Annotated in this window: 27 protein-coding genes and 1 pseudogene; 8 read left to right on the top strand and 20 right to left on the bottom strand. The window is 39.8% G+C overall.

What is annotated here, in order from left to right:
* Window positions 1–30: 30 nt before the first annotated feature.
* A complete protein-coding gene (locus HMPREF1654_RS03575; protein WP_003077600.1) occupies window positions 31–330 on the top strand; it encodes a YbaB/EbfC family nucleoid-associated protein in 300 nt (99 codons plus the stop codon).
* A 50-nt stretch (window positions 331–380) separates the two neighbouring features.
* On the opposite strand, the gene HMPREF1654_RS03570 is transcribed toward HMPREF1654_RS03575, so the two are convergent.
* Genes HMPREF1654_RS03570 through HMPREF1654_RS03560 form a run of 3 tightly spaced genes read right to left on the bottom strand, consistent with a single transcriptional unit; the run spans window position 381 to window position 3,493 of the window.
* Entirely contained in the window at window positions 381–2,135 is a 1,755-nt protein-coding gene (locus tag HMPREF1654_RS03570) for a glycerophosphoryl diester phosphodiesterase membrane domain-containing protein (protein ID WP_003077565.1), read from the bottom strand.
* Entirely contained in the window at window positions 2,132–2,950 is an 819-nt protein-coding gene (locus tag HMPREF1654_RS03565; protein WP_003077431.1) for a hypothetical protein, read from the bottom strand. The genes HMPREF1654_RS03570 and HMPREF1654_RS03565 overlap by 4 nt, the downstream gene beginning before the upstream one ends.
* Before the next feature lie 48 nt (window positions 2,951–2,998).
* On the bottom strand, window positions 2,999–3,493 hold the full coding sequence (locus HMPREF1654_RS03560; protein ID WP_003029403.1) for a DUF536 domain-containing protein: 495 nt from the start codon (window positions 3,491–3,493) through the stop codon (window positions 2,999–3,001).
* 165 nt (window positions 3,494–3,658) lie between these two features.
* Between HMPREF1654_RS03560 and aao the strand changes: the two genes are divergently transcribed.
* Window positions 3,659–4,834 carry an aminoacetone oxidase gene (aao, locus tag HMPREF1654_RS03555; RefSeq protein ID WP_003077736.1) on the top strand — a complete coding sequence of 392 codons (1,176 nt, stop codon included), beginning with the start codon at window positions 3,659–3,661 and terminating at the stop codon, window positions 4,832–4,834.
* A gap of 44 nt (window positions 4,835–4,878) precedes the next feature.
* Window positions 4,879–5,334 carry an 8-oxo-dGTP diphosphatase gene (locus HMPREF1654_RS03550; protein WP_003077687.1) on the top strand — a complete coding sequence of 152 codons (456 nt, stop codon included), beginning with the start codon at window positions 4,879–4,881 and terminating at the stop codon, window positions 5,332–5,334.
* Window positions 5,335–5,365: 31 nt separating this feature from the next.
* Here HMPREF1654_RS03550 and HMPREF1654_RS03545 read toward each other — a convergent pair whose 3' ends face one another.
* The 10 genes and pseudogenes from HMPREF1654_RS03545 to tsaB form a co-directional block, all read right to left on the bottom strand.
* Window positions 5,366–6,106 carry a MerR family transcriptional regulator gene (locus HMPREF1654_RS03545; protein ID WP_003077522.1) on the bottom strand — a complete coding sequence of 247 codons (741 nt, stop codon included), beginning with the start codon at window positions 6,104–6,106 and terminating at the stop codon, window positions 5,366–5,368.
* A gap of 77 nt (window positions 6,107–6,183) precedes the next feature.
* Entirely contained in the window at window positions 6,184–7,884 is a 1,701-nt protein-coding gene (locus HMPREF1654_RS03540) for an ABC-ATPase domain-containing protein (RefSeq protein ID WP_003077445.1), read from the bottom strand.
* A 15-nt stretch (window positions 7,885–7,899) separates the two neighbouring features.
* Entirely contained in the window at window positions 7,900–9,072 is a 1,173-nt protein-coding gene (locus HMPREF1654_RS03535; protein WP_003077747.1) for an MFS transporter, read from the bottom strand.
* A gap of 212 nt (window positions 9,073–9,284) precedes the next feature.
* Entirely contained in the window at window positions 9,285–9,827 is a 543-nt protein-coding gene (locus HMPREF1654_RS03530) for a PadR family transcriptional regulator (protein WP_003077851.1), read from the bottom strand.
* Between the two features lie 123 nt (window positions 9,828–9,950).
* A pseudogene (locus HMPREF1654_RS03525) lies at window positions 9,951–10,693 on the bottom strand (class I SAM-dependent methyltransferase).
* A 121-nt stretch (window positions 10,694–10,814) separates the two neighbouring features.
* Complete coding sequence (locus HMPREF1654_RS03520; RefSeq protein WP_003077641.1) at window positions 10,815–11,153, bottom strand: AzlD domain-containing protein; 339 nt, start codon at window positions 11,151–11,153, stop codon at window positions 10,815–10,817.
* The gene (locus HMPREF1654_RS03515) at window positions 11,143–11,838 is read right to left on the bottom strand and encodes an AzlC family ABC transporter permease (protein WP_003077633.1); all 696 of its coding nucleotides are present in this window, start codon (window positions 11,836–11,838) and stop codon (window positions 11,143–11,145) included. The genes HMPREF1654_RS03520 and HMPREF1654_RS03515 overlap by 11 nt, the downstream gene beginning before the upstream one ends.
* 9 nt (window positions 11,839–11,847) lie before the next feature.
* A complete protein-coding gene (gene tsaD, locus HMPREF1654_RS03510; RefSeq protein WP_003077506.1) occupies window positions 11,848–12,858 on the bottom strand; it encodes a tRNA (adenosine(37)-N6)-threonylcarbamoyltransferase complex transferase subunit TsaD in 1,011 nt (336 codons plus the stop codon).
* Window positions 12,848–13,291, bottom strand: coding sequence for a ribosomal protein S18-alanine N-acetyltransferase (rimI, locus tag HMPREF1654_RS03505; RefSeq protein ID WP_003077764.1), 444 nt, complete (start codon window positions 13,289–13,291; stop codon window positions 12,848–12,850). Before rimI ends, tsaD begins: the two co-directional genes overlap by 11 nt.
* Window positions 13,288–13,971: a tRNA (adenosine(37)-N6)-threonylcarbamoyltransferase complex dimerization subunit type 1 TsaB gene (tsaB, locus tag HMPREF1654_RS03500; protein ID WP_003077661.1), complete on the bottom strand. Its 684-nt coding sequence runs from the start codon at window positions 13,969–13,971 to the stop codon at window positions 13,288–13,290. The genes rimI and tsaB overlap by 4 nt, the downstream gene beginning before the upstream one ends.
* 276 nt (window positions 13,972–14,247) lie before the next feature.
* On the opposite strand from tsaB, the gene HMPREF1654_RS03495 reads away from it, so the two are divergent.
* Both HMPREF1654_RS03495 and rnjA read left to right on the top strand, forming a co-directional pair.
* Complete coding sequence (locus HMPREF1654_RS03495) at window positions 14,248–14,478, top strand: DNA-dependent RNA polymerase subunit epsilon (RefSeq protein ID WP_003077554.1); 231 nt, start codon at window positions 14,248–14,250, stop codon at window positions 14,476–14,478.
* A gap of 3 nt (window positions 14,479–14,481) precedes the next feature.
* Window positions 14,482–16,164: a ribonuclease J1 gene (rnjA, locus tag HMPREF1654_RS03490; RefSeq protein WP_003077695.1), complete on the top strand. Its 1,683-nt coding sequence runs from the start codon at window positions 14,482–14,484 to the stop codon at window positions 16,162–16,164.
* Between the two features lie 155 nt (window positions 16,165–16,319).
* On the opposite strand, the gene gap is transcribed toward rnjA, so the two are convergent.
* Complete coding sequence (gene gap / locus HMPREF1654_RS03485; protein WP_003074699.1) at window positions 16,320–17,327, bottom strand: type I glyceraldehyde-3-phosphate dehydrogenase; 1,008 nt, start codon at window positions 17,325–17,327, stop codon at window positions 16,320–16,322.
* 454 nt (window positions 17,328–17,781) lie between these two features.
* Here gap and HMPREF1654_RS03480 point away from each other — a divergent pair, with 454 nt between their 5' ends.
* From HMPREF1654_RS03480 to HMPREF1654_RS03470, 3 genes are read left to right on the top strand one after another with little or no spacing between them, the layout of a single operon-like run.
* The gene (locus HMPREF1654_RS03480; protein ID WP_003077743.1) at window positions 17,782–18,060 is read left to right on the top strand and encodes a hypothetical protein; all 279 of its coding nucleotides are present in this window, start codon (window positions 17,782–17,784) and stop codon (window positions 18,058–18,060) included.
* Window positions 18,061–18,119: 59 nt separating this feature from the next.
* Window positions 18,120–19,256: an ABC transporter permease gene (locus HMPREF1654_RS03475; protein ID WP_003077496.1), complete on the top strand. Its 1,137-nt coding sequence runs from the start codon at window positions 18,120–18,122 to the stop codon at window positions 19,254–19,256.
* The gene (locus HMPREF1654_RS03470; protein WP_003077827.1) at window positions 19,253–19,861 is read left to right on the top strand and encodes an ATP-binding cassette domain-containing protein; all 609 of its coding nucleotides are present in this window, start codon (window positions 19,253–19,255) and stop codon (window positions 19,859–19,861) included. The genes HMPREF1654_RS03475 and HMPREF1654_RS03470 overlap by 4 nt, the downstream gene beginning before the upstream one ends.
* A gap of 163 nt (window positions 19,862–20,024) precedes the next feature.
* Here HMPREF1654_RS03470 and fusA read toward each other — a convergent pair whose 3' ends face one another.
* The 6 genes from fusA to HMPREF1654_RS03440 form a co-directional block, all read right to left on the bottom strand.
* Window positions 20,025–22,106 (bottom strand): elongation factor G, encoded by a 2,082-nt coding sequence (fusA, locus tag HMPREF1654_RS03465; protein ID WP_003074701.1) that lies wholly within the window; start codon window positions 22,104–22,106, stop codon window positions 20,025–20,027.
* Window positions 22,107–22,254: 148 nt separating this feature from the next.
* Window positions 22,255–22,725, bottom strand: a complete 471-nt coding sequence (rpsG, locus tag HMPREF1654_RS03460; protein WP_003026449.1) for a 30S ribosomal protein S7 — start codon at window positions 22,723–22,725, stop codon at window positions 22,255–22,257.
* A 19-nt stretch (window positions 22,726–22,744) separates the two neighbouring features.
* Window positions 22,745–23,158 (bottom strand): 30S ribosomal protein S12, encoded by a 414-nt coding sequence (gene rpsL / locus HMPREF1654_RS03455; RefSeq protein WP_003026451.1) that lies wholly within the window; start codon window positions 23,156–23,158, stop codon window positions 22,745–22,747.
* Window positions 23,159–23,640: 482 nt separating this feature from the next.
* A complete protein-coding gene (purR, locus tag HMPREF1654_RS03450; protein ID WP_003077581.1) occupies window positions 23,641–24,459 on the bottom strand; it encodes a pur operon repressor in 819 nt (272 codons plus the stop codon).
* Between the two features lie 92 nt (window positions 24,460–24,551).
* Window positions 24,552–25,496, bottom strand: coding sequence for a 3'-5' exoribonuclease YhaM family protein (locus HMPREF1654_RS03445; RefSeq protein ID WP_003077508.1), 945 nt, complete (start codon window positions 25,494–25,496; stop codon window positions 24,552–24,554).
* Window positions 25,486–26,742, bottom strand: coding sequence for a DNA recombination protein RmuC (locus HMPREF1654_RS03440; protein ID WP_003077738.1), 1,257 nt, complete (start codon window positions 26,740–26,742; stop codon window positions 25,486–25,488). Before HMPREF1654_RS03440 ends, HMPREF1654_RS03445 begins: the two co-directional genes overlap by 11 nt.
* Window position 26,743: the final 1 nt, after the last annotated feature.

Below are 26,743 nucleotides of genomic sequence, written 5' to 3'. Positions count from 1 at the left end.
AACTATTGAATATTAAGGAGAACCCAAATAATGATGAACATGCAATCAATGATGAAACAAGCACAAAAGCTACAAAAACAAATGGAAAAAGGGCAAGCCGAGCTTGCGGCGACAGAATTTGTTGGCAAATCCGCTCAAGGTCTCGTAGTCGCAACTCTTACAGGTGACAAAAAAGTCGTCAAAATCGACTTCCAAGAAGCTGTTGTCGACCCAGAAGACTTAGAAACTTTATCTGACATGACAACCCAAGCAATCAATGCTGCCCTTGCTGAGATTGATGATGCAACCAAGAAAAAATTAGGTGCATTCGCAGGGAAGTTACCATTTTAAATACACTAAAAAACCAGCCCCTCCTAGTTCATTACTAAGAGGGGCTTACCTTATGTAAAATTAAAAAAGTCAAAAGCTTGATTGATTAGCAAGTCGGCGTATTTAGGATTATTTTGCAATTCTTTAATAGCTGTTTGTACTAACTGCACATCATCAGTGATAATGCCATCTACACCTAAACGCAACGATTTTGAAATAGCATTTTCATCATTGACCGTCCAATCATACAGTTTCTTATCCGTTTGCCACAGTTTGAAAATAAAATTATCATCAAGTGTGGAGTACTCCATTGTATAGCCACTTGCCTTAGTGCGTGGGAAAATGGTATTGTAAGGAAGAATGAAAAAAGTTGGAATGCTGGCATCATATTTAACTACTTTATTGATGACTTTATAATCCAGTGAATGCATTTGGTGGCCATATTGTTTAATGGTGTTCCCATATTTATTCAGAAAGCGCTCCATCATATCAGGCGAATCTTTCTTACTGGTTTTTATTTCAATCAGCAAACGTTGACCCAATTCATTAGCACGTTTTAAATAAGCATCAAAACTCGAAATCTTTGTACGATAGCCATTTTCAGTAACATCCAAAGATGTTAATTCTGTCAACGTCAAATCTTGTGGCTTCGCGTTGACTCCAGTCAAGGCAGATAAATTCGCATCATGCATCATGACAAATTGTCCATCCTTTGTTTCTTGAACGTCCATTTCAATATAGTCTGGCTTTAATAAGGCTGTCTTCTCTAACGATTGAATCGTATTTTGGACACCGTTTGCCCGTGAAACACCACGATGTGAAATCACAGCAGGATTGTTGCTCAACGGAATCTGAAGATAACTATAACCCTCAGCTGCAAATGCTAAAAAAGCAATCGACATAACAACCCAACGATAGAGTCGATCTAACTTCCTGCGTGCACTGTGACAAAGTCTTTTCTCTGTCAAAAAAGCTACAAATTTAACTAAAAAATAGGTCAACATCAAATAGTGAGTCGTTTTCATCAGCACATAATTGACAACTCCGGCTATAAGCGCAGTTTGATTGGACTGACCGTCCATATAAGTTTGAAGGCACAATAATGGAATCGTTATAGCGAAAAAGAGTAGAAAACTCTTGGTAACAATCCAAAACAAGTGCCAAGAATAGAACAGCAAACGCTTATGTGTTTTTTCCAAACTAAATCGAACCGCTTCTCCGACGGAGACATTCTCAATCAGAATTTTTGGCAACGCAAACATCAAACGGACAGCAATCAACAGCATCAGCAATACTAGTAAAGCAAGTCCCATTCCAGCTAAAAAGTAAGTATCTCGCAAATAAGACACGATAAAATTCGGAATTAAAATTTTATTTAAATAATAAATTTTCAAGATTTTCCGAATGAACGGAAAAAGCAAAGCAATGTACAATAAAACAAATGCAACTTTGCTGGGACGAACTTGTTTTAAAAGTGAAAAACCATCAGAGACTGTTTTTTTAGTGAATGCAAAAAGTGTATTTCCCTGCTGAGTCAGCAAATTATGAGCACCTAAAAAGAGCAAACCAACCTGAAAATAAGCGACTAGCAGATTCACTAGAAATAATACAATAAATGCTAGAGTTAGCAGCAGATTGCTGGATAGTACCGCTAAGACATTATTGTACGATAAAAATTGATAACCTGTCAGCCTTAGCAAAGAATCTGCAGCCCAGGAATTAAAAGGTAACCAGAGATACTCCATTACCATAAAAATGATAAAAAATAAAAATAAAATTTTATCAAGGTTGTAATACAGCTTATGAAAGTCTAAACGTTGTTTCATCGTTCTCCTTTAACTATCTCATCAGTAGAAGCATATAGAGAATTCGCTATGCGAATCAAATCTCCATAACTTTTCTTTAATGTTTCAAAAGCAGTTCTAACCTCTATAGGAATTTCTACGTGCGAAATATAGCCTCTTCCCCTTGGTCCATAGCCCGATTCATCATCTAACAAACGATGAATTTCTCCCATCAACAGACTGATATAATGCTCTATTTCCCACATACCGTAAATCGACTGTTTAAATTCAAGCTTCTGATTCTTTACGGTTACATCAGCCTGATAAGTAGCAAAATTGATGATACATGTATCTGGAGAAAGATAGTTCCTGATTCCTGCTTCCATACGCGCCTGCATTGTCGCATCTTGACTAAGAATGATAGAATGAAAATCAATCTTTTCTCTTTTCAGCAAATCCAACAAATAAGTGATGTTGTTCCCACAATTAGTCGAGTGAGATTCCAAGTAATCAGCCGTTAAATTATACCTTTCTTTCAAATAAGCATTAAAAATTTCTGCCTCCGAAAAAGTTTGTGTTTCTATTTTCGGATATTTCTTTGCGACCACTTGCCGAAGAGTCTCCGTCGTATGCCCTGCCCCACCGACAATAACATAAGTCTTTGCTATTCCCTCTAACATAGCCTGCGCCAAAACGTCTCCACCAGCCAAAATACTTCCGCCAAACAGAACCATAACATCAACTTGTTTCAAGTGATATTTCTTTTTTAACGCTAACTGTGTTAATTCTGGCAAATCGCGTTTTCCACAAAAAGAGCCAAGGATATTGATATTGTTTGCTAGTTCTTCCTTTACCATACTTTTCATTCTATAAAAAAATCCCAGTTTCTTCAACCGAGATTCTCATTATCTTCCAAATAATCTTGCAAAGAAGCCCTTTTGTTCTTGTGCTTGTACTTTTTCCTTAGCTTCGTCTAATTCTAATAGCAACGTTTCACGTTCATTCATGGCCTTTGCAGTCAGTTGTTGCTGTTGATCTAATTGCTTATCTTTTTCAGCGATTTGAACATCTTTCACACGCAACTGCTCATCTTTTTTAGCCAATTGAACATCTTTTGCTTTTAGCTGATCATACAAGCGCACGATTTCAGCATTTTTCTCATCTACTAAAATTTCCATGAGTTCACGCTGTTTCACGTCCTCGCTGACTGGTTCATCTTCAAAAATCGTCTTTTTGTAGATTTCCTCCAGTTTTATCAAACCGCTACGCGTCACAACAGTGACCCCTTTTTCATTTTTGTCAGTATCTTCGGGTGCAAGAGTTTTAACTCGATTATTCATTGCCTGACGGCTAATTCCTAAAATTTCGGCTAACTCGCTGACTGTTTTTTCAATTGCCATAATTTCCTCTAAAACATTTCTAGATATAGATACCTAAATCTTATCATATCAAGGCTTAACTGTCAAATTTGCTCTAGATTTCAAGGAATTTTACCACATTTATGATACAATAACATTTAATAAATCCCTTATATACTCATTCCAAGAAAGAGGTACAATGGTACAATGAAACATTTTGATACAATCGTTATAGGCGGAGGTCCGGCCGGCATGATGGCTGCCATTTCCAGTTCTTTTTATGGACAGAAAACCCTGCTTCTCGAGAAAAATAAACGTCTGGGTAAGAAACTAGCAGGAACAGGTGGCGGTCGCTGCAATGTGACTAATAACGGAAACTTGGATGACCTCATGACTGGCATTCCTGGCAATGGTCGCTTCCTGTACAGCGTCTTTTCTCAGTTTGACAATCATGATATTATCAACTTTTTTACAGAGAATGGTGTCAAACTCAAGGTCGAAGACCACGGTCGTGTTTTTCCAGCTACAGATAAGTCTCGTACCATTATCGACGTATTGGAAAAGAAGATTGCAGAGCTGGGTGGCTCTGTCATCACCAATACCGAAATCGTCTCTGTCAAAAAATCCGATGAGCGTTTCACTGTCAAATCCAGCGAGCATGCTTGGACCTGTCAGAAATTGATTGTGACAACAGGCGGTAAGTCTTACCCTTCCACTGGCTCGACAGGCTTTGGCTACGAAATTGCCCGGCACTTTAAGCACACTGTGACCAACTTGGAAGCTGCCGAAAGTCCTCTTCTGACCGACTTCCCTCACAAAGCACTTCAAGGGATTTCGCTGAACGATGTGACTCTGAGCTATGGCAAGCATGTCGTCACCCACGACCTGCTCTTTACCCACTTCGGGCTATCCGGTCCTGCTGCCCTACGTATGTCTAGCTTTGTCAAGGGAGGAGAGGTTCTCTCACTAGATGCCTTGCCTCAGCTTTCTGAAAACGAATTGACAGAATTTCTAGAAGAGAATCGGGAAAAATCCTTGAAGAATGCCTTGAAAACCTTACTTCCTGAACGCTTAGCTGAATTTTTTGTTCAAGGCTTTCCCGAAAAAGTCAAACAGCTAACGGAGAAAGAACGTAATCAACTCGTCCGGTCCATCAAGGATCTCAAAATCCCCGTGACTGGTAAAATGTCCCTTGCTAAGTCCTTTGTCACAAAAGGCGGCGTCAGCCTCAAAGAAATCAATCCTAAAACTCTGGAAAGCAAACTCGTTCCCGGCCTCCACTTTGCTGGAGAGGTCCTAGACATCAATGCCCACACGGGCGGCTTCAACATCACATCTGCCCTTTGCACCGGCTGGGTGGCAGGGGGCTTGCATTATGAGTGATTGTATAGATTTCACCATTCAGGTCAAACAAAAGGAATAAGCAAATGAATCGACTAGAAAATGTAGAATTCGTCAACATGTGCATGATTTATGACGGAGAAAAAGTTCTCGTCCAAGAACGAGTGAAGTCTGACTGGCCCGGCATTACTTTTCCTGGCGGGCATGTAGAGCGCGGAGAATCTTTTACCGATGCAGTTATCAGAGAAGTCAAAGAAGAAACTGGACTAACCATCTCCAAGCCTCAACTTTGCGGTATAAAGGATTGGTATGATGACAAGGATTTTCGTTATGTCGTACTGCTCTACAAGACAGAGGACTATTCCGGTGTGCTGCAATCCTCAGATGAAGGAAAGGTCTGGTGGGAAGATTTTAAAAATCTGTCCCATTTAAAGCTGGCAACCAGTGACATGTCTGATATGCTGCGTGTTTTTTTAGAAGACGATTTAAGTGAATTCTTTTACTATAAAGACGGCGACGACTGGATTTATGACTTAAAGTAGAACAAAATAGGCTAGGAAATTCCTAGCCTATTTATTTCGCATTGGTTCGAACGTAAACTGCAATCACATCTGCTGTATACTGGGCAGTGCCTGGTCCAAATTTATCGATATTTTTCTTGAATTCTGGATTGTGGACATAGCCCTGACCGATGTGAGCAAAGACTTGCAGTGAGCAATCAAAGCCATAAGTGCGAATGGCTTGCAAGAGCTGCTCTGCCTGCTCTTGATTTTCTGCTGCCTCAACTGGCAAGCCTTGTTGCATATTCTCTGCCAGACTTTGAAAAACTTGATTGAAGGCTGCGGCAGATTCTTCTTCCCGTCCATTTTGACGAACCAATGCTTCCGACATGACTTCTTGACCGTATTCCTCTACAGCTTCCTGGTAGTATTTATGATTATCTTCGTAGGTAAAACCTACAAATTTTTCTTCTAATGTCATCTTCTTTTCTCCCTTTTGCGCTTGAATGGTATTCTGCAAAGTAGAGATTAAAGTATCTAGGTGATCTCTTTCCTGTTCCAAATACTCCAACTGTCGTACTAGATGTGGCAATAAGGCCTGATCGTCCTGACTCAACAGCTCTGCTATTTTCTCCAAGGAAAAGCCCAAGTACTTATAGTAAAGGATGACTTGTAGGCGCTCTAAATCAGCTTGACTGTAGGTTCGGTAGCCATTTTCTGATTTAGCAGGCACTAAAAGCCCAATTTTATCGTAGTGATGTAGGGTTTTGACAGAAACACCTGAAAGCTGGGCAGCTTTTTTGATATGGTACATGTAATTGCCTCCTCGCCTAACTAGTATATACTATGACCTTAGGGAAGGGCAAATTTTTAAAAAAATTTTCTACAATGTTACTTTATTTTCAAACCTCGATAACGATTAAGCGTGGCATAAAATTCCTGTTTTCTTGGTAAAGCTAAGTTGCCGGGATGTCCAGTATAAGGTGAGACAGCATCTAATCCAAAAGTTTCAATGTGTTGATAAAGTTGTTCAACCGCTTCTGATAAAGAAGAATGGTCATTTAAAAAATGATTTTTAAAATAGGCTAACATAACAGCAAGAGCATTAGTTTGACTGTCATCGACTAACTGCTCTAACCCAGATAAATCAATCGTTTCCCAACCATAAAGAAGATGCAATCTTCCCTTGGCTCTTAGACGATCTTCCTTACCAGATAAGGGGAAACTAGAACTAAGAGGAACACGCCTACTAAGGATTTCAAAGGGTTCCACAGAATCTTCTCGATTGTAAGAATCAGCTGTTGCAATATTTTTTGCCTTAGCCGTAACATCTTTAGGTAGGTATTCATCCATCATAATAACTCTGTCAGCAATTTCAAAATAATCGCCTGAGCCGCCAATAATTAAAATAGTTGATACCCCTAAATCTTTATAGAGGGATTGTACTCTATCAACAAAAGGTGTGATTGGTTCTTTTTCTTTGACAATCAGCTGCTGCATCCTTCTATCACGAATCATAAAATTCGTAGCCGATGTATCTTCATCAATGAGAAGCAAAGATGCCCTAGCTTCCAATGCTTCCACAACATTCGCAGCCTGCGAAGTACTGCCGCTGGCATTCATGGTTGAAAATTGTTTTGTAACTTTATTACCAGGCAAATGATTAATAAAGGGACTGATATCTACCTTTTGAATAGAGCGGCCATCTTCCGCACGAATTTTTACTGCATCAGAAACCGTTAGTACAAATTCACGACCATCATTAGGAATATGGTTATAAACACCACGTTCAAGTGCCTGCAAAACTGTCGACTTTCCGTGAAAACCGCCACCCACGAGCAAGGTAATTCCTTTTTTTATGCCCATGCCAGTCACAGTTTTTCCGCTTGGTAAATGAAATTCTATTTCCAGATTGGCCGGACTTTGAAAAGGTTTGGCTCCTATCAAAGGCTTATCTGAAATTCCGCTTTCTCTTGGTAAAATTGATCCATTTGCTATAAACGCGACTAAATTTTGTTTAGGTAATTCTTCTCTGAGATATTTTTGATCCAAAATAAGATCAATCTGAGTTCGTAAAGCTGTCTGATTTAGATGACGATAGAAAAGAGCTTGCTTAATGATTTCTGGAAGAATATCTTGAAAAATTCGATTTGCCGCTTTTCCTAAAATGCGTCTCCCAGCAGCCGGTAGACCAACTTCAAAACGAACTTCAATCTGATTATCTTTTATTAAAACAGCTGTTCGCTCCAACATTTCTTGGCCACAGCGGTCAATCATAATGAGACCGCTGGTACCTGTCCCTTTTACTGAATGATTAAATTTTTGGCTTTGTTTATAAAAGTTTCGTGTTAAAAAATCCGAAACAGCAATTCTCTTATTCTTTTGATTGATGTACTCTTTGGGAATGTCCACTGTTTCACGCTGTATAAGAATTCTCATCTTTGATGGTGGAGCGTAGGGATCTACCTGAACATGATCAATCGCTAAAATATAATCAGGAAACCGATAAAAACCTTTTATTCTTTTATAGCCTGAGTAGCTTTGCCCATCTATAGACAGCAATAGCTGCTGAAGTTTTTTATATTCTTTCAAAACGAAACCTCCTTTTTAATGATTTAAGCGACTTACAAAAACCATCATATAAAGAACGATGGCACCTGCCAAAATAACATAAGCCCATTGCAGACCAAAGTTTTCAGATAAGAGACCACTCAATACAGGGCCTATCATCATACCGACAGAATAAGCTGTATTATAAATCGCAAATGTGAAACCATAGCTAGCATTTTCTTTTTCCTGAGCTAAATCAGCCATACGAGGCAGACTAGGTGCAAGAATCATTCCCATACCGATGCCAATCAGACTCAAAGCTACTATTTCTAAATAGATATTGCTAGTAAGAGTGACAAATGCCATGGCTAGCGCAGTGATAATGAAACCTAGAACAGTCATCCTTGCATGACCTAATTTTGTAGAGATCCTCCCAATCAGAGGAGCAATGACTGCATAAGCAATCGTAGGCACAGCGAAAAGTAATCCTATAACAAGTGGTGTAGCATGAAATACTTCTTCAAATCTAGCGGGTAAAGTCGGCTGCAGGGCACTTGGAACCGCAGCACCAATCATGACAGCACCGACTATCAATAGAAACTGCTGATTTCTTAACAGTTCAAATGGCTGCTGTTCTGTTTGTTTCCCTCTATGCGGCTCTTCTTTCAATAAAAGAAGACGCAGCAAACCATCTAAAACAGCCATACCTGCTGCTACAAAAAATGGAAACATATAACCACCAATTTGGTAGAGCCAGCCGCCCAGACTTGGACCAACAAGAATCCCCATAGCCTGACCTGATAAGGCAATTCCCATAGCTTGCCCTCTCTCTTCAGATGGATAAAAATCTGCCAAGAGAGCCAAACCAGCTGTCCATGTGATTGCAGCAGCACAGCCTTGTAAAATACGAGCTAAAAGCAAAAACCAAAAAGTATTTGCAAAAGCAAAGAGTAGGGTTGCAGCTGCCAAACCAAGAATTCCCCAAAGCATCGGCCCTCTACGGCCAAGCTTGTCAGAAATCATTCCAAAAATAGGAGTTGTGATTAACAGGGCTAAAGCATAGCTTCCAAATAAAAACCCCAAAGCTGTCTGGGAAATCCCTAAAGAACCTGCGTAAATTGGTAGGATTGGCACAATCATACCATGAATAAACATGTCTGTAAAAATGGCTAAAGCGACAACAAATAAAGCTTTTTTTCGATTGGTATTTAATTTTTCTTGTTTTTTCATAGTGATTCCTTTCAATATATAAATCTTTAGATTGTATTGTCAAACCACCACTGCCAGCTTCCTCCACCACCGATAACAATCATTTCAGTTAACTGTCTAAAACTCTGAAACAACAGTATCCTTTTTTGATAATTATTCATTTTTACTCCTCGTTGTATATTCTATATTGAATATAAGAGTAGTTTTTAAGAGTTAGAATGTTTTCTAACCCTCTACTGCTCTTCAGTTTGCAAATAGTCTTGAGCCTGCTTGATAAAATCTCGTTGGGCACGAACTATCGCCAGCATATGATCAAAAATTAGTTGTACCATAGGCGATATTTGATTGTTCAAAGCTTCTCGTTTTTGTTCCCATCCCTGTAAAATAAGCATTTCTTCCCGGTCTAACTTATTTTCCTGCTCCTGCAGAGCTAAGCTCACCTCATCATCTGATAATTGCTCATAAAAAGACAAACCAGCATATAAAGCCGAAGGATAAGTAAGGACTGGGCTTTCCAAAGCTTCACGAATAAGTTCTTTTAAATGGACTCTTCCCTGATCTGTTATCTGATAAATCACTTTTTGGCGATGACCTGTCTGCTCGACACTAGAAATAGTAATATATCCTTCATGCTCTAATTTCTTTAGAGCATGATAGATAGAGCCTACTTGAACAGCTCCCCATCTTTGAGCGTCTGTTGTCTGCATCATTTGCTGAACATCGTAACCCGACATTGCTTTCATATCCAAGATAGCTAATACTAATAATTTTGTCATCATCTCACACCTATAATCAACATTGAATATTCTTGAAAAAGTATAACAAGTTTCATAAAAGATGTCAAGTACTCCGACAAACAAAAAAACACCCTCCTAGATCGAGTCCAGAAGGTTAATTCTCTATTTCCAGGAAACCATAGCAATAAAGCCCAGTTTTTCTTGATTTTTTTGAGACATCTTAAACATCTTCATAAATTGGCTGTAATTTTCTTTCTTGAGGGCATTGAAGCAGATTTTCAGGGTACCACCCAGTCCTTCGTCATATATCATACCTCGAAGGCTCATCAAGGTCATTTCGCCAACAAAGGTATCTACACAATCAAACGAGTGAGAGCGAGCTGAATCCAAGACCCTTCTGTCAGAGGACCAACATTAACATTAATCGCACGTGACAGCTCTTCCCGGACATTCTCATCTTTTTGCTTGAGCATGACGTCGTGGGTCAGAAGCACTCCGCCTAGCTTCAGCATCCGGTAGTACTCATCCATATATTTGGCCTTTCCCTTCTCTGTCTGCATGGTCAGCATGACTTCATTAATAACGATATCAAAAGAATTGTCATCATAAGGCGGCTTCATGGCATTAGCCTGCTCAAATGTGACGAGCTCACCAACACCAGCCTTGTCTCCATTAAGCTGAGCTTGATTCAGCGAAATCTTATCCAAATCAACTGCAGTAATCTGGCAGCCATATTTTTTAGCTAGTTCGATCGTTGTGGTTCCCATATTGCAGGCAACTTCTAGAACCTTCTTTTCGCTGGAAAACTGCCCCTGCTCAATCAGCCAGTCTGTTGCCAGCTTACCACTAGGGCGAAGGCGTTTCTTTCCTATTTTTGCTAAAAATTTATGGCCTGCTTCTGCCATTTCCGAACCTCTATGATTTTGATTGGTTCCATTATAGCATAAAATATTATATTTTCAGACAATTCTTAGAGTTTAGTAAAAACAGACCGAATCAATCGATTCAATCTGTCTTGTCTCTTCTTTACAAGCCAAGAAATCCAGCCAGATAGCGCAGCAAGGCCATCAAGACTACGCCAAATACAACAGTTGCAATCAAGTTTTTATACTTAAAGGCAACATAGCTAGTTGGAAAAACAGCTATTAAATCTAGCCATTTGAAGGTTGGCAGCTGCCCTATCTTCCCATTTACAATGCTGGATAAAATCAAGGCAAAAATAATAGAGACTGGTAAATACTGTAAAAACCGCTCTACAATCTTAGGCAAGCCACGATATTTCACCAATACAAATGGACTAATCCGTGATAACCATGTCACCAAGGCTGAAAAAAGAATGGCGACAAAAATATAATTATTTATCATCTAGCATTACCCCCACAGCACAGCCTAATAAGGTCGACATTAGAACAGCTAAAGACGAAGAAACAAGCATACTTAACGCATAAAATGATAAAGCTACTACAGCCAAAATTACGATTAGTTTTTGAAGTTTTGTTTTATGTAACATCACTAAAAATTGGGAAGAAAAAATACCAATAAACATGCCCACAAGCGCAAAGTCTAATCCAAACACTTCTGGATTTGGCAAAAGACTTCCTAATGTCGTTCCGACCACCGTTCCTATCATCCAAGCAAGGTAGCTTGTTATATTATTTCCATACATCCATTGAAGCGAAATATCCTTTGTATGAACGTGCTCACTTAGTAAAACGCCGTATGTTTCATCTGTCAAAAGGATTCCGATACCGATATTTTGCCATAGACTTGCATGTCGAAAAAAAGTAGATGTATGAAGTCCCAGCAAAAATAGACGCAAATTGATCAAAAAGACTGTCAGAAGAATAGCTGTCACTGGTGCATGGATGGCAAGGAGTGCTAGCATAGCAAACTGAGCGCTTCCTGCATAAACAAGAATACTCATTAGTGCCATTTCAAGAGGAGTGACATAGGGAGCACCAATAATGCCACAGGCTAAGCCAATACTAATATACCCCATAGCCGTTGGCGCTGCAGCTTGTGCACCCTGTTTAAATGTCTGTCCGCGCATTGTTCTCCTTTACTCCATCGTCTCAAACGCCAGACTTGGCTTGGCATTCAGATTTAACGTTGCAAGATTGGCGTTGTTCCACTCGCTGACACTGGCATAAGCAATCATTCCTGCATTGTCACCGCAGAGACGCAGAGGCGGTATGATAACCTTGACGTCTGTTATTTCAGCTGCTAAACGTTCACGTAAGCCTTGATTAGCTGCAACACCACCCGCAACTACTAAAGTCTTAACTGGATATTTTTCCAAAGCATTTTTTGTTTTTACCATTAAAATATCCAGAACCGCTGCTTGAAAACTAGCTGCCAAATCTTCTTTAGATAATACTTCTCCTTTTTGCTGGGCATTGTGATGCAAGTTGATAAAAGCAGACTTGAGACCGGAAAAGGAAAATTCCAGATTATCTTCCTTGATCATAGCCCGCGGAAAATCATAAATATCCTGTCCTTTATGAGCCAATTCATCTATCTCACGCCCTGCTGGATAGGTCAAGCCCATGACTCGACCGACCTTGTCATAGGCTTCACCGACCGCATCATCGCGGGTTTCCCCAACAATCTTATAATCACCAACCTGACTGACGTAGACCAGCTCCGTATGACCACCGCTAACCAATAACGCTAAAAGTGGATATTCTAAGGTTTCCTCATGTTGGGCTGCCATCAAATGTCCCGCCATGTGATTGACTGGAATCAGCGGAATCCCATGAGCCCAAGCAAAGGACTTGGCAGCCGCCAATCCAACCAAAAGAGCCCCCACCAAACCAGGTCCGTAGGTGACCGCTACTGCTGTGACGTGCTCCTCGCTAATCCCTGCCTCTGCCAGGGCCTCCTCAATACAAACCGTAATTACCTCCACATGGTGACGGCTGGCCACTTCCGGTACTACTCCGCCAAAACGCTTGTGGCTCTCAATCTGGCTGGCAATGACATTGCTCAAAAGCTCAGTCTCATTCTTCAGAACCGCCACGCTGGTCTCATCACAAGACGTTTCAAAAGCTAAAATATATCTATCTTCCATAGTTCTCCCTTTTCATGACGATCGCGTCTTCCACTGGCGCATGGTAATAGGCCTTCCGCCGCGCGATTTCTTCAAATCTTTCTTTTTTGTAGAATAGCAGAGCTGGCTTGTTGGACTCCCTCACTTCAAGGAAAATCTCTTTGTTAATTGGCAGATGTTCAAACAAAGCAGTCGCAATTTTCTTACCTTGATAAGCCTTCTTAACCGCAATTTGCAAGACTTCCGCTTCAAAATCTGACTCCTGAAAAGCCAGGAAACCAATTAAATTTTGACCCTCTAGAGCTAAAATATAGCTCGACAAAGGATGTTGTAAATCTCTCTCTATTTGTTCCATGCTCCATGGACTGACTGCATACACGTCTTTCAATACCTGATAAATCTGCTCTGTCAAATCAACAGTCTGCTTTTTTTCATTTCTTTTAATCTCAATCATAAGCGTTTGATGTAAGACTCGTTCGTTTCTTTATGATTTTTGAGCCAATTTTCCTCCGCTTCCACTCTCTTGAGATACTTAGGAACGAAGTCATGGATAGAGCAAACTGGCAAGTGCAACCCGATTTTTGCAAGAAGTATAGTATCTGGCAGGGTTCGTTTGATAAGAGCATTTGGCAGAACGGTTTGAATCTGCTCTGTGAAGTTTTCAACTTCTCCTACAAAGGTTACTTGAGAAGCAGACTTGGCTTTTTCCAAGACCTCTTCAAAAGATAAATGAGCTTCTGGCTGAACGGTCCTACCATTTTTATAAAAACCAGCATAAACATTGTTGCGTCTAGCATCCATGAGCGGAATAACCAAGCCATCAATACTTTCTGGTACCAGAATCTGTAAGCTAGAAACTCCAACTAAACCAATCTTAAGGGTATGAGCCAGAGTTTTAGCTGTTGCCACAGCAATTCGCAAACCTGTATAACTACCCGGACCTTCTGCAACCACAATGCGTTCTAAGTCAGTTGGTTTTAAATCCAAACTTTCCATGAGAAAATCAATTGCTGGCATCAATGTAATGCTATGATTTTTTTTAATATTGATTGTCATCTCAGCAAGCAACTGTTCATCCTCTAAAATAGCAATTGCCAGTGCCTTACTAGAGCTATCAAAAGCTAAAACTTTCATTTTTGTATTTCCTTCGTGCTAATCTACTTTCTATTATACTACAAAAAATACGGATTTCCTCAATATGATTTACAAAAAACAAGACCTTGTGAAAATCGTTTTCCTAGATTTTCTTATTTCTTTCTTTTACTAAATAACCTTTTTATGATATAATAATTATAATTGTAACGTATCAAAATCAATTTATTACTCGGATAACCAAATAGATGAAAACCGCCCTTGAAAATAAGGTGGCTGTTTTCTGGTAGATTGAGTATGAATAAGAAAGGAACTGAAATGATTTACAAAATTTTTTATCAAGAAACAAAAGAACGCAATCCACGACGCGAAAACACACATACGCTTTACTTGGATATTGATGCCAAAGACGAATTAGACGGACGAATAAAAGCACAGAAACTTGTTGAAGAAAAAACACCTTACAATATTGAATTTATCACATGCTTGTCTGATAAACATTTAGAATATGAAAAAGAATCAGGCAACTTTACAATTACGGAGCTTTAAACCATGTCTTATACCTTAAAATCCGAAGAAGTCGGTGTATTTGCCATTGGTGGTCTAGGAGAAATCGGAAAGAATACCTACGGCATCGAATACCAAGATGAGATTATCATTGTCGATGCTGGTATTAAATTTCCTGAAGACGACCTTTTAGGGATTGATTACGTCATTCCTGATTATTCCTATATCGTAGAAAATATTGACCGTATCAAAGGAGTGCTCATCACTCACGGTCACGAAGACCATATTGGTGGAATTCCCTTTCTTCTTAAACAAGCAAACGTTCCTATTTATGCTGGTCCACTTGCACTTGCACTTATCCGTGGTAAATTAGAAGAACACGGTCTCTTACGCGATGCCAAGCTCTACGAAATCAATCAAAATACTGAGCTTCAATTTAAAAATCTAAAGGCAACCTTCTTCCGTACCACTCACTCCATTCCAGAACCTTTGGGAATTGTCATTCACACACCTCAAGGGAAAATAGTATGTACCGGTGATTTTAAATTCGACTTGACCCCCGTTGGAGAGCCCGCTGATTTGCACCGAATGGCTGCCCTCGGTGAAGATGGCGTTCTAGCATTGCTGTCTGACTCAACCAATGCGGAAATTCCGACTTTCACAAACTCTGAAAAAGTCGTTGGACAGTCTATCATGAAGATCATCGAAGGCATTCATGGACGGATTATCTTTGCCTCTTTTGCCTCAAATATCTTCCGCCTCCAACAAGCTGCGGAGGCTGCTGTTAAAACTGGGCGAAAAATTGCCGTTTTTGGACGCTCAATGGAAAAAGCCATTACCAATGGAATTGAGCTAGGTTACATCAAAACACCTAAAGGAACCTTCATCGAACCAAATGAAATCAAAGATTACCCTGCTGGTGAGATTCTCATCATGTGTACAGGTAGTCAGGGAGAGCCAATGGCGGCCCTTTCACGCATTGCAAACGGAACACATCGTCAAGTACAGCTTCAACCAGGTGATACAGTGATTTTCTCTTCTAGTCCTATCCCAGGAAATACTACTAGTGTCAATAAGCTTATCAACACCATTTCAGAAGCAGGCGTTGATGTTATCCATGGAAAAATCAATAACATCCATACATCTGGACACGGAGGTCAACAAGAGCAAAAACTCATGCTTCGTTTGATAAAACCGAAATATTTCATGCCCGTCCATGGTGAATACCGTATGCAAAAAGTGCATGCGGGACTTGCAATGGATACTGGAGTGCCTAAAGACAATATCTTTATCATGAGCAATGGAGATGTTCTAGCGTTAACTGCTAATTCTGCTCGCATTGCTGGAAGTTTCAATGCACAAGATATTTATGTCGATGGCAATCGTATTGGAGAAATTGGTGCTGCAGTCCTTCGTGACAGACGTGACCTTTCCGAAGATGGCGTTGTCCTTGCAGTAGCCACTGTTGACTTTAAATCCAAGATGATCTTAGCCGGTCCTGATATTCTCAGCCGCGGTTTCATCTATATGCGGGAATCAGTTGAACTGATCCGTCATAGCCAACGTATTCTTTTCAATGCGATACGTATTGCATTGAAAAATAAAGATGCCAGCATCCAGTCTGTCAATGGAGCTATTGTAAATGCTCTTCGGCCATTTTTATATGAAAATACAGAGCGTGAGCCTATCATTATTCCAATGATTTTAACACCAGATGAAGAACTCTAGCAAGATAATCTTGCATAAATAGCTAAAAAAACAACTTGATCTAATAATTTCAAGTTGTTTTTTTTCATGGAGCAAATCATAATCGGAATAATTATATACGGTTTTTAAATAACAACAAAAAAGAGAGGCAATCCTCTCTTCTCTATACTAATGAATTATTTAGCGATTTTTGCAAAGTATTCAAGAGTACGTACAAGTTGTGCAGTGTATGACATTTCGTTATCATACCAAGATACAACTTTCACCAATTGTTTTCCATCAACGTCAAGAACTTTAGTTTGAGTTGCATCGAACAATGAACCGTAAGCCATACCTACGATATCTGAAGATACGATTGGATCTTCTGTGTAACCGTATGATTCGTTAGCTGCTGCTTTCATAGCTGCATTTACTTCATCAACAGTAACATTCTTTTCAAGAACAGCAACCAATTCAGTAACTGATCCAGTTGGAGTTGGAACACGTTGAGCTGAACCATCAAGTTTACCGTTCAATTCTGGAATAACAAGACCGATAGCTTTAGCAGCACCAGTTGAGTTAGGAACGATGTTTGCAGCACCAGCACGAGCACGGCGAAGATCACCTTTACGATGTGGACCGTCAAGGATCATTTGGTCACCAGTGTAAGCGTGGATAGTAGTCATCAAACCTTCAACGACACCGAAATTGTCTTGAAGTGCTTTAGCCATTGGAGCCAAACAGTTTGTAGTACATGAAGCACCAGAGATAACTGTTTCAGTACCATCAAGAACATCATGGTTAGTGTTAAATACGACTGTTTTAACATCGCTTCCACCAGGGGCAGTGATAACAACTTTCTTAGCTCCACCTTTAAGGTGTTTTTCAGCTGCATCTTTCTTAGCAAAGAAACCAGTTGCTTCCAAAACGATTTCTACACCATCAGTAGCCCAATCGATTTGTTCTGGGTCACGTTCAGCAGAAACCTTAACGAATTTACCGTTAACTTCGAATCCACCTTCTTTAACTTCCACAGTACCATCGAAACGACCTTGAGTTGTGTCATATTTCAACAAGTGTGCAAGCATTACTGGATCTGTAAGGTCGTTGATACGAGTAACTTCAACACCTTCTACGTTTTGGATACGACGGAATGCAAGACGACCAATACGACCGAAACCGTTAATACCAACTTTAACTACCATTCGTGATTTCCTCCTTATGAAAATCAAAAAAATTTTTATGTGAAAAGAGTAACTTGAGTTGCTACAAATCACCTTTCAACATATCTATTATATACTTTCTCTCTTAAAATTGCAACTGATTTCAGCATAGTAAAAGAAACCTCTTTTTGTTTTTTCAAACTTTTTTCACGATAGCTCCCATACATTACAGAAAGATTCAGCATTAGAAGTACTATGCCTTGTCACAAAATCTATTTGTAGTCATATTCATTTGATTTCTAATATTAGTACTTTAGCTCTTTTCAAATTCTGTAATTATCTATAAAGTATTTTGTGATTTTTCTAAATTATCAGAAAAAGAACAATAATGTGGACATTTTATACGTGAAAGCGCTTTACATTTTGCAGTTTTTATGATATAATAAAAAATGTCTAGACAAACACTTTTATATTTATTGTAAGGAGGATAAATACAATGGTGAAAAAAGTTAAGAAAAACGCTTTATTGATTGCAATTCTTGCAACTTTACTTGGTCTAGGTGCCAAAAATATCGTCTCAGCTGCTAACATAGCCTCAGTTGTACACACTAAATATGAGGTTCATCTTGTTATGGGTGGAGTCACTCGAACATCTTATTCTTGGATGAACTTGTATTATCACAGAGGTTTTCGTGTATCCAAAATAGAACGGATTAATCGTTATGAAGGTATTAATCCAGCATTTCTTTATATCTATCACTATCAGACTTATTAATAGCTAAACATAGAGGCTATCAATCTAGCCTCTATGTTCCTTTTGTACGAGGTATATTTATGGATTTTTTTCGCTTTGAACTGAAACGCTTTCTAAAAAGTCCCAAAAATAAAATCTGTCTAATCCTGCTGGCTGCCATCTTTTTGGGGCTATTTATCTTCAACCAAACAGCAATAAACAAGCAGAGCTTCAATAGCAATCTGGCTATTATCAGAGAGCAGCTCCAACAAAGCAAACAATCGGTGAAAAATTTACAAAGTCAGGCTCAGCTAAATCCTGCCGATAAGGTTATCAGTCAACAGCTAAAATTGGAACAAGAAAGAGAAGTTCTTCTATCAGAAGAATTAGCCGCTTTAAAAAAGAAGGATCTAGAAAAAGTTGCTCAACTGGAATATCAGGGCTTGTTAACCCTACTTAACTCCACAACAGACAAAAACTCTGATGACTATCAGAATTTAAAAGCTAGTATCCGTTACCGCGAAGCTGTAAAAGCAGTCGGAGGAAGTCCGAGTCTTTCATTTAATAACACAAGCGAAGCTGCCTTTAGCATAGGCCACATCATGACAGCCTGGCTGTCCTCTACCACCATCTTTGTTCTCATCACCGTCCTTATAGCCGATTCCCTCAGTAGCGAGATTGAGAGTTCGCAGATTCGTTTTTATCAGCTGCTGGGCGGTCGCAAGCTCAAGCACCTGCTCATCAAACTGCTGGTTCCTATCTTGGTGACCTTTCTGTTCACCCTCCTGCTCTTCGCTGTCCTCTATGTAGCCAAAGGCCTGCTGGACAGTTTTGGCACCTGGAACTATCCTTATCTCTACCTGGACCGGACTATTGTGCCCATCTGGCAGATTGTCCTGCAAACCCTGCCCCTCTTTCTGGTCGCCCTCCTCTTCCTGGCCAGCCTGGGTCAGCTCCTGTCTCTCATTTTCAAGAAAAGCCTGGTTGTCATCGGCCTGATTGTTGTCTTCTTGACTGGTTTTCTCACTTTATCTCAAGAAGAATGGTTCCAGCCTCTCAAGAAATTTTTTCCTTTTGAATATCTTGGCTATGGGCAGCTCATCAATGACATTAAAATTCTCCCTCAGAATGCCTTCCTCATAGGAGTTGTTTATCTGCTCGTTTTGAGTTTGGGGTTTATACTAGCTTCCCATTATCTATATCAGCATTACTATTATAGAAAGGATGGGAAATTATGACAGGATTCTCTATAAACAATCTAACAACAACTATCTTTCAACAGTTAACGTTTGAACTGACAACTCCAGGGCTTTATGGAATGATCGGACCAAACGGCATTGGCAAAAGCACCCTCTTTAGTCTAATCAACGGAGAAATCAAAGGATTCGATGGAGAAATCCAAAGCGGAAAAGTTGCTTACATTCCAAGCCTAGACATTTTTGACAAGCATCTGTCAGCCCATGACTATCTCACATTATTGTCCTCAGAGGAGCAAAGTACATTTCAGAAAAATTTAGCTAGAATGGGCGGAGCTAATTATTTCAAGAAAAAAATCGGAAAATATTCTCTAGGAATGAAAGAGCTGTTCGCTTTCTTATATGCCCTGTCTATTCAAAGTGATATTCTTATTTTAGATGAGTTGCTGGACGGGCTGGATGAACGAAGACGTTTCGCCGCATACAATTTGCTAAAAGAATACGGCTCTGAAAAAATTATTTTACTGACCTCTCATAATTTATCCGAAGTCTTCAAAGTATGTGACACCGTCTTTCTTTTGAGCAAAAACTCCTTAAAAGCTCTTGATAGTTCCGATGATGCGGCTAAGTTTCTCTTTTCTCTGTAGAGTTGAATCATTAATTGTTCAGATTCCACAAGGATCTGAACTCTTTTATAATCATAACCATCCGTCAAACGGGTGGTTTATTTGTCTCGCACCTTACGGAGCGAGACGGACTGAAAGTCACATAAAAAACGCCCGCAGCTGCGGACGTGTAAGTTTTGCTTAATTAAGCTTCACCTTTATTTTTCTTAATGATTTCTTCTTGTACTGACTTCGGTACATCTTCATAGTGGTCAAAGACCATCATGAAAGTACCACGTCCTTGAGATGCTGAACGAAGAACTGTTGCATAACCGAACATTTCAGCAAGTGGTACATAAGCACGCACGATTTGGCTGTTACCATGAGCTTCCATACCATCAACACGTCCACGACGAGCTGTTACATGTCCCATAACATCACCAAGGTTTTCTTCTGGAACAGTAATAGTAACAAGCATCATTGGTTCAAGAATAGTTGGTTGCGCAGTCTTAGCAGCCTCTTTAAGAGCAAGAGAGGCAGCAACTTTAAAGGCTGTTTCTGATGAATCGACATCATGGTATGAACCATCATACAGTTTCGCCTTCACGTCAACGATTGGATAACCTGCAAGGACACCGTTAGCCATTGACTCAACCAATCCTTTTTCTACGGCTGGGATAAATTCACGTGGAACGACACCACCAACAATAGCATTTTCAAATTCGAAGCCTTTTCCTTCTTCATTTGGAGTAAATTCAATCCAAACGTCACCGAACTGACCTTTACCACCAGATTGACGTTTGAAGAAGCCACGCGCTGATGTTTGGGCACGGAAGGTTTCACGGTAAGATACTTGAGGAGCACCCACATTTGCTTCCACTTTGAATTCACGACGCATACGGTCTACGAGGACATCCAAGTGAAGCTCACCCATACCAGAGATAACTGTTTCACCAGTTTCAACGTTTGTTTCAACACGGAATGTTGGATCTTCTTCAGCCAATTTTTGAAGAGCAATACCCATCTTGTCTTGGTCAGCTTTAGATTTTGGTTCCACCATCAATTGGATAACTGGCTCTGGAACTTCGATAGATTCAAGGATAATTTTTGCTTTTTCATCCGTCAATGAGTCACCAGTCGTGGTATCTTTCAAACCAACAGCTGCAGCAATATCACCTGCGTAAACAGTTTCGATTTCGTTACGGTGGTTTGCGTGCATCTGCAGGATACGTCCGATACGTTCGCGTTTACCTTTAGAAGTATTCAATACGTATGAACCGCTGTTCAAGACACCTGAGTAAACACGGAAGAATGTCAAACGACCTACAAATGGGTCCGTCATAATCTTGAAAGCAAGTGCTGCAAATGGTTCTTCATCAGAAGCTGGACGAGTTTCTTCTTCGTCTGTATCTGGGTTTACACCTTTAATAGCTGGAATATCAAGTGGGCTTGGAAGGTAGTCAATAACTGCATCAAGCATCATTTGAACACCTTTGTTCTTGAAGGCAGAACCAGCAAGAACTGGGAAGAATTCAACATTAATCGTTGCCTTACGGATTGCAGCTTTCAATTCTGCCTCAGTAATTTCTTCACCTTCAAGGTATTTCATCATCAAGTCTTCGTCAGTTTCAGCAACTGCTTCGACTAATTTTTCACGCCATTCTTGAGCTTGTTCAAGGTAATCAGCAGGAATTTCTTCTTCAAGAATATCTGTCCCAAGGTCGTTTGTATAGATTTCAGCTTTCATACGAACCAAGTCAATGATTCCACGGAAGTCGTCCTCTGCACCAATTGGTAATTGAATTGGGTGAGCATTTGCTTGAAGACGATCATGAAGGGTACTTACTGAGTAAAGGAAGTCTGCACCGATTTTATCCATTTTGTTAGCAAATACGATACGTGGAACACCATACTCAGTTGCTTGACGCCAAACTGTTTCCGTTTGAGGTTCAACACCTGATTGTGAATCAAGAACAGTTACAGCACCGTCCAATACACGAAGCGAACGTTGTACTTCAATAGTGAAGTCCACGTGTCCTGGCGTGTCGATAATATTGACACGATAATCTTTCCATTGTGCTGTTGTTGCAGCAGATGTAATTGTAATACCACGTTCTTGTTCTTGTTCCATCCAGTCCATTTGTGAAGCACCTTCGTGTGTTTCACCAATTTTATGGATTTTACCGGTATAGTAAAGAATACGTTCAGTCGTTGTTGTTTTACCAGCATCGACGTGAGCCATGATACCGATGTTACGAGTTTTTTCAAGTGAAAATTCGCGAGCCATTTGCTTATTTCTCCTATTATTTTATTTACAGTTTATTATAACATATTTTAAGAAAAGCGAGTAGGCAAATCCTACCCGCTTGTTGATTACTCATGCTAATTAGTAAGAGTACTGAGCTTTTTGCAAGTCTCTAAAAAGAGTAGCAATCTTACCAACGGAAGTGAGCAAAAGCACGGTTAGCTTCAGCCATACGGTGAGTATCTTCACGTTTTTTAACAGCTGCACCAGTATTGTTTGCCGCATCCATAATTTCTTTCGCAAGACGATCTTGCATAGTGTGTTCTCCACGTGAACGTGAAATAGTTACCAACCAACGAAGACCAAGGGTTGTACGACGTTCTGGACGAACTTCAACTGGGACTTGATAGTTAGACCCACCAACACGGCGAGCACGTACTTCAAGTACAGGCATGATGTTTTCCATAGCTGTTTCAAATACTTCAAGTGCATCGTTTCCAGTAGCTTCTTTGATTTGCTCAAAGGCTCCGTAAACGATAGAAGCCGCTGTACCACGTTTCCCATCAAGCATAACGCGGTTGATAAGACGTGTCACTAATTTTGAATTGTAGAGCGGATCTGGCAATACTTCGCGCTTAGGCGCACGGTTTTTACGACTCATTTATCTTTATCCCCTTTCCTTATGCTTTTGGTTTTTTGGTACCGTATTTAGAACGGCCTTGCTTACGATCAGTTACACCTGCTGTATCAAGTGCACCACGAACGATGTGATAACGTACCCCTGGAAGGTCTTTTACACGTCCACCACGAAGAAGCACAACACTGTGTTCTTGCAAGTTATGTCCGATACCTGGGATATAAGCGGTTACTTCAATAAGATTGCTCAAACGTACACGAGCAAATTTGCGAAGAGCCGAATTCGGTTTTTTAGGTGTCATAGTACCAACACGAGTTGCTACACCACGTTTTTGTGGTGAGTTTTCACGAGTAGGTACACGCTTCAGACTATTATAACCAACGTTTAAAGCTGGTGATTTCGATTTTTCTACTTTTGATTTACGCGGTTTGCGAACCAATTGGTTAATTGTAGGCATCTACATTTTCTCCTGTATTTTTAATTTTGGTGATGATACACTTGGTGACAGCTATCATCTGTGTGCACTTTTGCAACATTTGTCAGCACGTCTCTGTACACTTTTGAGAGACCAAAAGTAAAAAGTACCGTCTATTAGTATAACACGACGGAACTTTATTTGTCAATATATTTTTTATGTTTTTTCAACTGCAACCCAACTATTGCCCTGTAGTCTTTGTAGTCGGGACATCTGTTCTTAAGGCATTAGATCTTGAGCTAGGTCGCTCTCACTTGTCCTATAATAGCTGATTATATTTAAGGGAAGGAATATCCTGCATTTGTTTGAAACGTCACAGTATCTTGATTTCCTGTAACAGGTGTACGTGCCACACCATCTTTTTTATGCAACAGCAAGAATGAATGCTAAAACTAGAACAATGAGATTATCGGCCTCAAGGAGTTCTGATCCCAATCCAACATTTTTTCAAATCCTCGCCTCATCTATTTGTCAAAAATATTTCCCACTTCTACACTGATTTTATTAGACTTCACATCGATATCTGTCACTTTCAATAATGATTTGTACTCTAGGTGTTCGCGTTCTGTCTGTGCATTCTCGGCAAAAACAGCTACACCAGCTAATTCCGAATCAAACTCTCGTAAAAGACTAATCATCCCATTAACTGTCCCACCGCCCTTCAAGAAATCATCTACAATTAGTACACGACTGCCAGCTTTTAAGCTTCGCTTCGACAAAAACATCTTTTCAATACGGTCACCGCTTGAGCCTGACACATAATTGACACTGACCGTTGAACCCTCTGTTATTTTCAAATCGCGCCGCACAATCACAAATGGAACATTTAGTACATTTGCCACCGCATTCGCCAATGGCACTCCCTTTGTAGCAACTGTCATAACAGCATCAATTTTTTGTTTTCTAAATGTTTTGGCAATAATGCGTCCAATGTTATTTAAAATAGAAGGTGTACTCAACAAATCTGACAAATAAATGTAGCCACCAGGTAGAATCCGATTGCTTTCGGATAATTTCGTACAAAGTTCTTCCACCATTGCTCTAGCTTCTTTATCTGAGATAGAAGGTGTAAAAATAACCCCTCCCCCTGCTCCTGTAATGGTTTCAATATGTCCAATCTCCATTTCTTCAAAAGCACGTTTAATAATGACAATATCTTCAGAAATAGATGATTTTGCTGACTCATACTTTTCGGCAAATGTATTGAGACTAGTTAGCTCATACGGATGATTGATTAGGTAGTTGGAAATGACTACCATACGTTCACTTCTTCTTAATTTCATGTTTTCACCAATTTTATTTTATTTTCTTCATTATATCATAATAAGCTCAAAAAACGAACATTATTTTTGCAATAACATTCGTTTTTCGTTTTTTACTTATCAAAATTAGGTTTATAGAAGGAACGATTATCCATTGCAAAGATTCGATTGGTCATTTCACCTTCACCAACTAAGGCTAAAGCCGAGGTCATCATCATCATTTCGGCATCAAAATTATCAATCATGTGGATAATTTCAGCTTCCATGATTTTTGGACGCACCGGACTACCGTATTCCAATAAACCGTGATGACTGAGCAAAACGTGACGGAGAATAATGACATCTTCTTTCGTATCATCAATTTTTAATTCTGCCAACACTTTTGTAATTTCTTCATCAATTAAGGCAATGTGACCGATGAGATTCCCTCGAATCGTATACTCTGTCTGTTCAGGGCCTGTCAATTCTAATACTTTTGCTAAATCATGTAGCATAATTCCTGCATACAACAAGCTCTTATTTAACTGAGGATAAATCTCACCAATAGCATCTGCTAACCGTACCATGGTAGCTGTATGAAAAGCCAGCCCTGCTTCAAAGGCGTGGTGATTCGTTTTTGCTGCTGGATACGAATAAAATTCTTTATCATATTTAGCATACAAGGCTCGCACCACACGCTGCCAAACTGGATTTTCAATTTTGAAAATCATTTGTGAAAGATACTCACGTAGTTCTTGTACATCAACTGGTGGTTTTTCCTTGAAGTCAGCTGGATTATTTGGTTCGTCAACTTTAGGCAACCGTAAAGTAATTTGATTTACTTGAGGCGTGTTGTTATATACTTCTCTACGCCCTTGCATATGAACAACTTTTCCAGCAGTAAATTCTTCCACATTGTGTGGTTGTGCATCCCACAATTTCCCTTCAATCGTTCCAGTGTCATCTTGAAAGGTGAATGCCAAATAGTTTTTCCCTGCCCTTGTTTGACGAAGTTCAGCAGATTTGATGAGATAAAATCCTTCAAATAGCTCATCTTTTTTCATTTGGTTAATCTTCATATTCTTCCTCTTCATCTTGAAAATCTAATAGACCATCTAAGGCCGACTTATCCGAAATTTCAACATGACGCAAAGTCCGTTCAATAGCATTAGTTCTTCGCGTCAGCAATTCATCAATATTGCCAGATGCATGTTGCAAATGTTTTTGTGCTTTGAGCAAAATACCGCCAAATTTATTAAACTCTGATTTGACATTTCCCAGAACCTTGCTGATGTCATCTGCACTTCTTTGAATATTGAGCGTTTTAAAACCGACCGAAAGCGAATTAAGCAAAGCAGATAGTGTAGACGGCCCTGCCACCACAATCTGCTCATCCCGGCGCAAATTGTCAAAGAATTCTGGATTGCGAACAATCTCTGAATAAAGCCCTTCCGTTGGCAAAAACATCACTCCAAAATTCGTGGTTGCCGGAGGTGCCAGATATTTTTTCTTAATGTCTTTAGCAAAACGTTTGACGCTAGTTAACAGAGACTTACGGCAAAAATCAATTTCTTCTTTATCTCCTGATTCATAAGCATCCTCCAAACGATAATAGTCTGCCAGAGGAAACTTAGAATCAATTGGTAAATAGATGTAATCTTTTTCCACTTGTCCCGGTAATTTAATTGCATACTCTACACGTTCACTAGAGCCTGGAACCGTGGCAAACTCACGCTCATACTGGCTCGGTGTCAAAATGTCTTCAATGATTTGACCAAGCTGCAATTCGCCTAAAATTCCACGCGTTTTAGTATTGGAGAGCACCTTATTTAGAGTGCCAACATCACGCGCTACATTTTGCATTTCTCCTAAACCGCGATTGACCGACTCTAATTGTTTTGAGACCGTTTCAAAGGACGCTTGCAATCTTGTTTGCAGTGTCTTCTCTAATTTTTCTTCTACCGTTTGGCGCATTTGTTCTAAACGGTGGTTATTTGACTCTTGAATTTGGCGCATTCGTTCATCTGTCTTATCACGATTTTGGGTTAGATTTTCACTTATTTCTAAACGCATTTCCGTTAAATTCCGATGTAAATCCGTACGCACCTCCCCCAAACGATCTCCCAGAGCCAATTCCAGTTGTTGTTGTGTCAGAAGACTTCGTTGCCGTTCTTGCTCAAAACGGTAATCCAACTGATCAGATAAGTGATCAGCTTGATCTTCCAGCAATTTCTGTACCTGATCTGCCTGTTGCTGATTCTTTTGCCATAAAAGAAAAGTCACAACAAGATTTCCCAGCAATAAGAGGATAATTATAAACTCCATA

This window comes from Streptococcus intermedius SK54 = ATCC 27335, assembly GCF_000413475.1.
Classification (GTDB): domain Bacteria; phylum Bacillota; class Bacilli; order Lactobacillales; family Streptococcaceae; genus Streptococcus; species Streptococcus intermedius.
This window is presented reverse-complemented; position numbering and strand designations above follow the sequence as displayed.

Coding starts and splice junctions, on each gene's coding strand:
- tsaB (WP_003077661.1), bottom strand. CDS start 13,971: ATGAAAGTTTTAGCTTTTGATAGCTCTAGTAAGGCACTGGCAATTGCT.
- aao (WP_003077736.1), top strand. CDS start 3,659: ATGAAACATTTTGATACAATCGTTATAGGCGGAGGTCCGGCCGGCATG.
- HMPREF1654_RS03520 (WP_003077641.1), bottom strand. CDS start 11,153: ATGATAAATAATTATATTTTTGTCGCCATTCTTTTTTCAGCCTTGGTG.
- HMPREF1654_RS03565 (WP_003077431.1), bottom strand. CDS start 2,950: ATGGTAAAGGAAGAACTAGCAAACAATATCAATATCCTTGGCTCTTTT.
- HMPREF1654_RS03550 (WP_003077687.1), top strand. CDS start 4,879: ATGAATCGACTAGAAAATGTAGAATTCGTCAACATGTGCATGATTTAT.
- HMPREF1654_RS03515 (WP_003077633.1), bottom strand. CDS start 11,838: ATGCGCGGACAGACATTTAAACAGGGTGCACAAGCTGCAGCGCCAACG.
- HMPREF1654_RS03560 (WP_003029403.1), bottom strand. CDS start 3,493: ATGGCAATTGAAAAAACAGTCAGCGAGTTAGCCGAAATTTTAGGAATT.
- rimI (WP_003077764.1), bottom strand. CDS start 13,291: ATGATTGAGATTAAAAGAAATGAAAAAAAGCAGACTGTTGATTTGACA.
- HMPREF1654_RS03480 (WP_003077743.1), top strand. CDS start 17,782: ATGGTGAAAAAAGTTAAGAAAAACGCTTTATTGATTGCAATTCTTGCA.
- HMPREF1654_RS03445 (WP_003077508.1), bottom strand. CDS start 25,496: ATGAAGATTAACCAAATGAAAAAAGATGAGCTATTTGAAGGATTTTAT.
- rnjA (WP_003077695.1), top strand. CDS start 14,482: ATGTCTTATACCTTAAAATCCGAAGAAGTCGGTGTATTTGCCATTGGT.
- purR (WP_003077581.1), bottom strand. CDS start 24,459: ATGAAATTAAGAAGAAGTGAACGTATGGTAGTCATTTCCAACTACCTA.
- HMPREF1654_RS03535 (WP_003077747.1), bottom strand. CDS start 9,072: ATGAAAAAACAAGAAAAATTAAATACCAATCGAAAAAAAGCTTTATTT.
- tsaD (WP_003077506.1), bottom strand. CDS start 12,858: ATGGAAGATAGATATATTTTAGCTTTTGAAACGTCTTGTGATGAGACC.
- HMPREF1654_RS03475 (WP_003077496.1), top strand. CDS start 18,120: ATGGATTTTTTTCGCTTTGAACTGAAACGCTTTCTAAAAAGTCCCAAA.
- HMPREF1654_RS03495 (WP_003077554.1), top strand. CDS start 14,248: ATGATTTACAAAATTTTTTATCAAGAAACAAAAGAACGCAATCCACGA.
- HMPREF1654_RS03470 (WP_003077827.1), top strand. CDS start 19,253: ATGACAGGATTCTCTATAAACAATCTAACAACAACTATCTTTCAACAG.
- rpsG (WP_003026449.1), bottom strand. CDS start 22,725: ATGAGTCGTAAAAACCGTGCGCCTAAGCGCGAAGTATTGCCAGATCCG.
- rpsL (WP_003026451.1), bottom strand. CDS start 23,158: ATGCCTACAATTAACCAATTGGTTCGCAAACCGCGTAAATCAAAAGTA.
- HMPREF1654_RS03570 (WP_003077565.1), bottom strand. CDS start 2,135: ATGAAACAACGTTTAGACTTTCATAAGCTGTATTACAACCTTGATAAA.
- fusA (WP_003074701.1), bottom strand. CDS start 22,106: ATGGCTCGCGAATTTTCACTTGAAAAAACTCGTAACATCGGTATCATG.
- gap (WP_003074699.1), bottom strand. CDS start 17,327: ATGGTAGTTAAAGTTGGTATTAACGGTTTCGGTCGTATTGGTCGTCTT.
- HMPREF1654_RS03440 (WP_003077738.1), bottom strand. CDS start 26,742: ATGGAGTTTATAATTATCCTCTTATTGCTGGGAAATCTTGTTGTGACT.
- HMPREF1654_RS03545 (WP_003077522.1), bottom strand. CDS start 6,106: ATGTACCATATCAAAAAAGCTGCCCAGCTTTCAGGTGTTTCTGTCAAA.
- HMPREF1654_RS03575 (WP_003077600.1), top strand. CDS start 31: ATGATGAACATGCAATCAATGATGAAACAAGCACAAAAGCTACAAAAA.
- HMPREF1654_RS03530 (WP_003077851.1), bottom strand. CDS start 9,827: ATGACAAAATTATTAGTATTAGCTATCTTGGATATGAAAGCAATGTCG.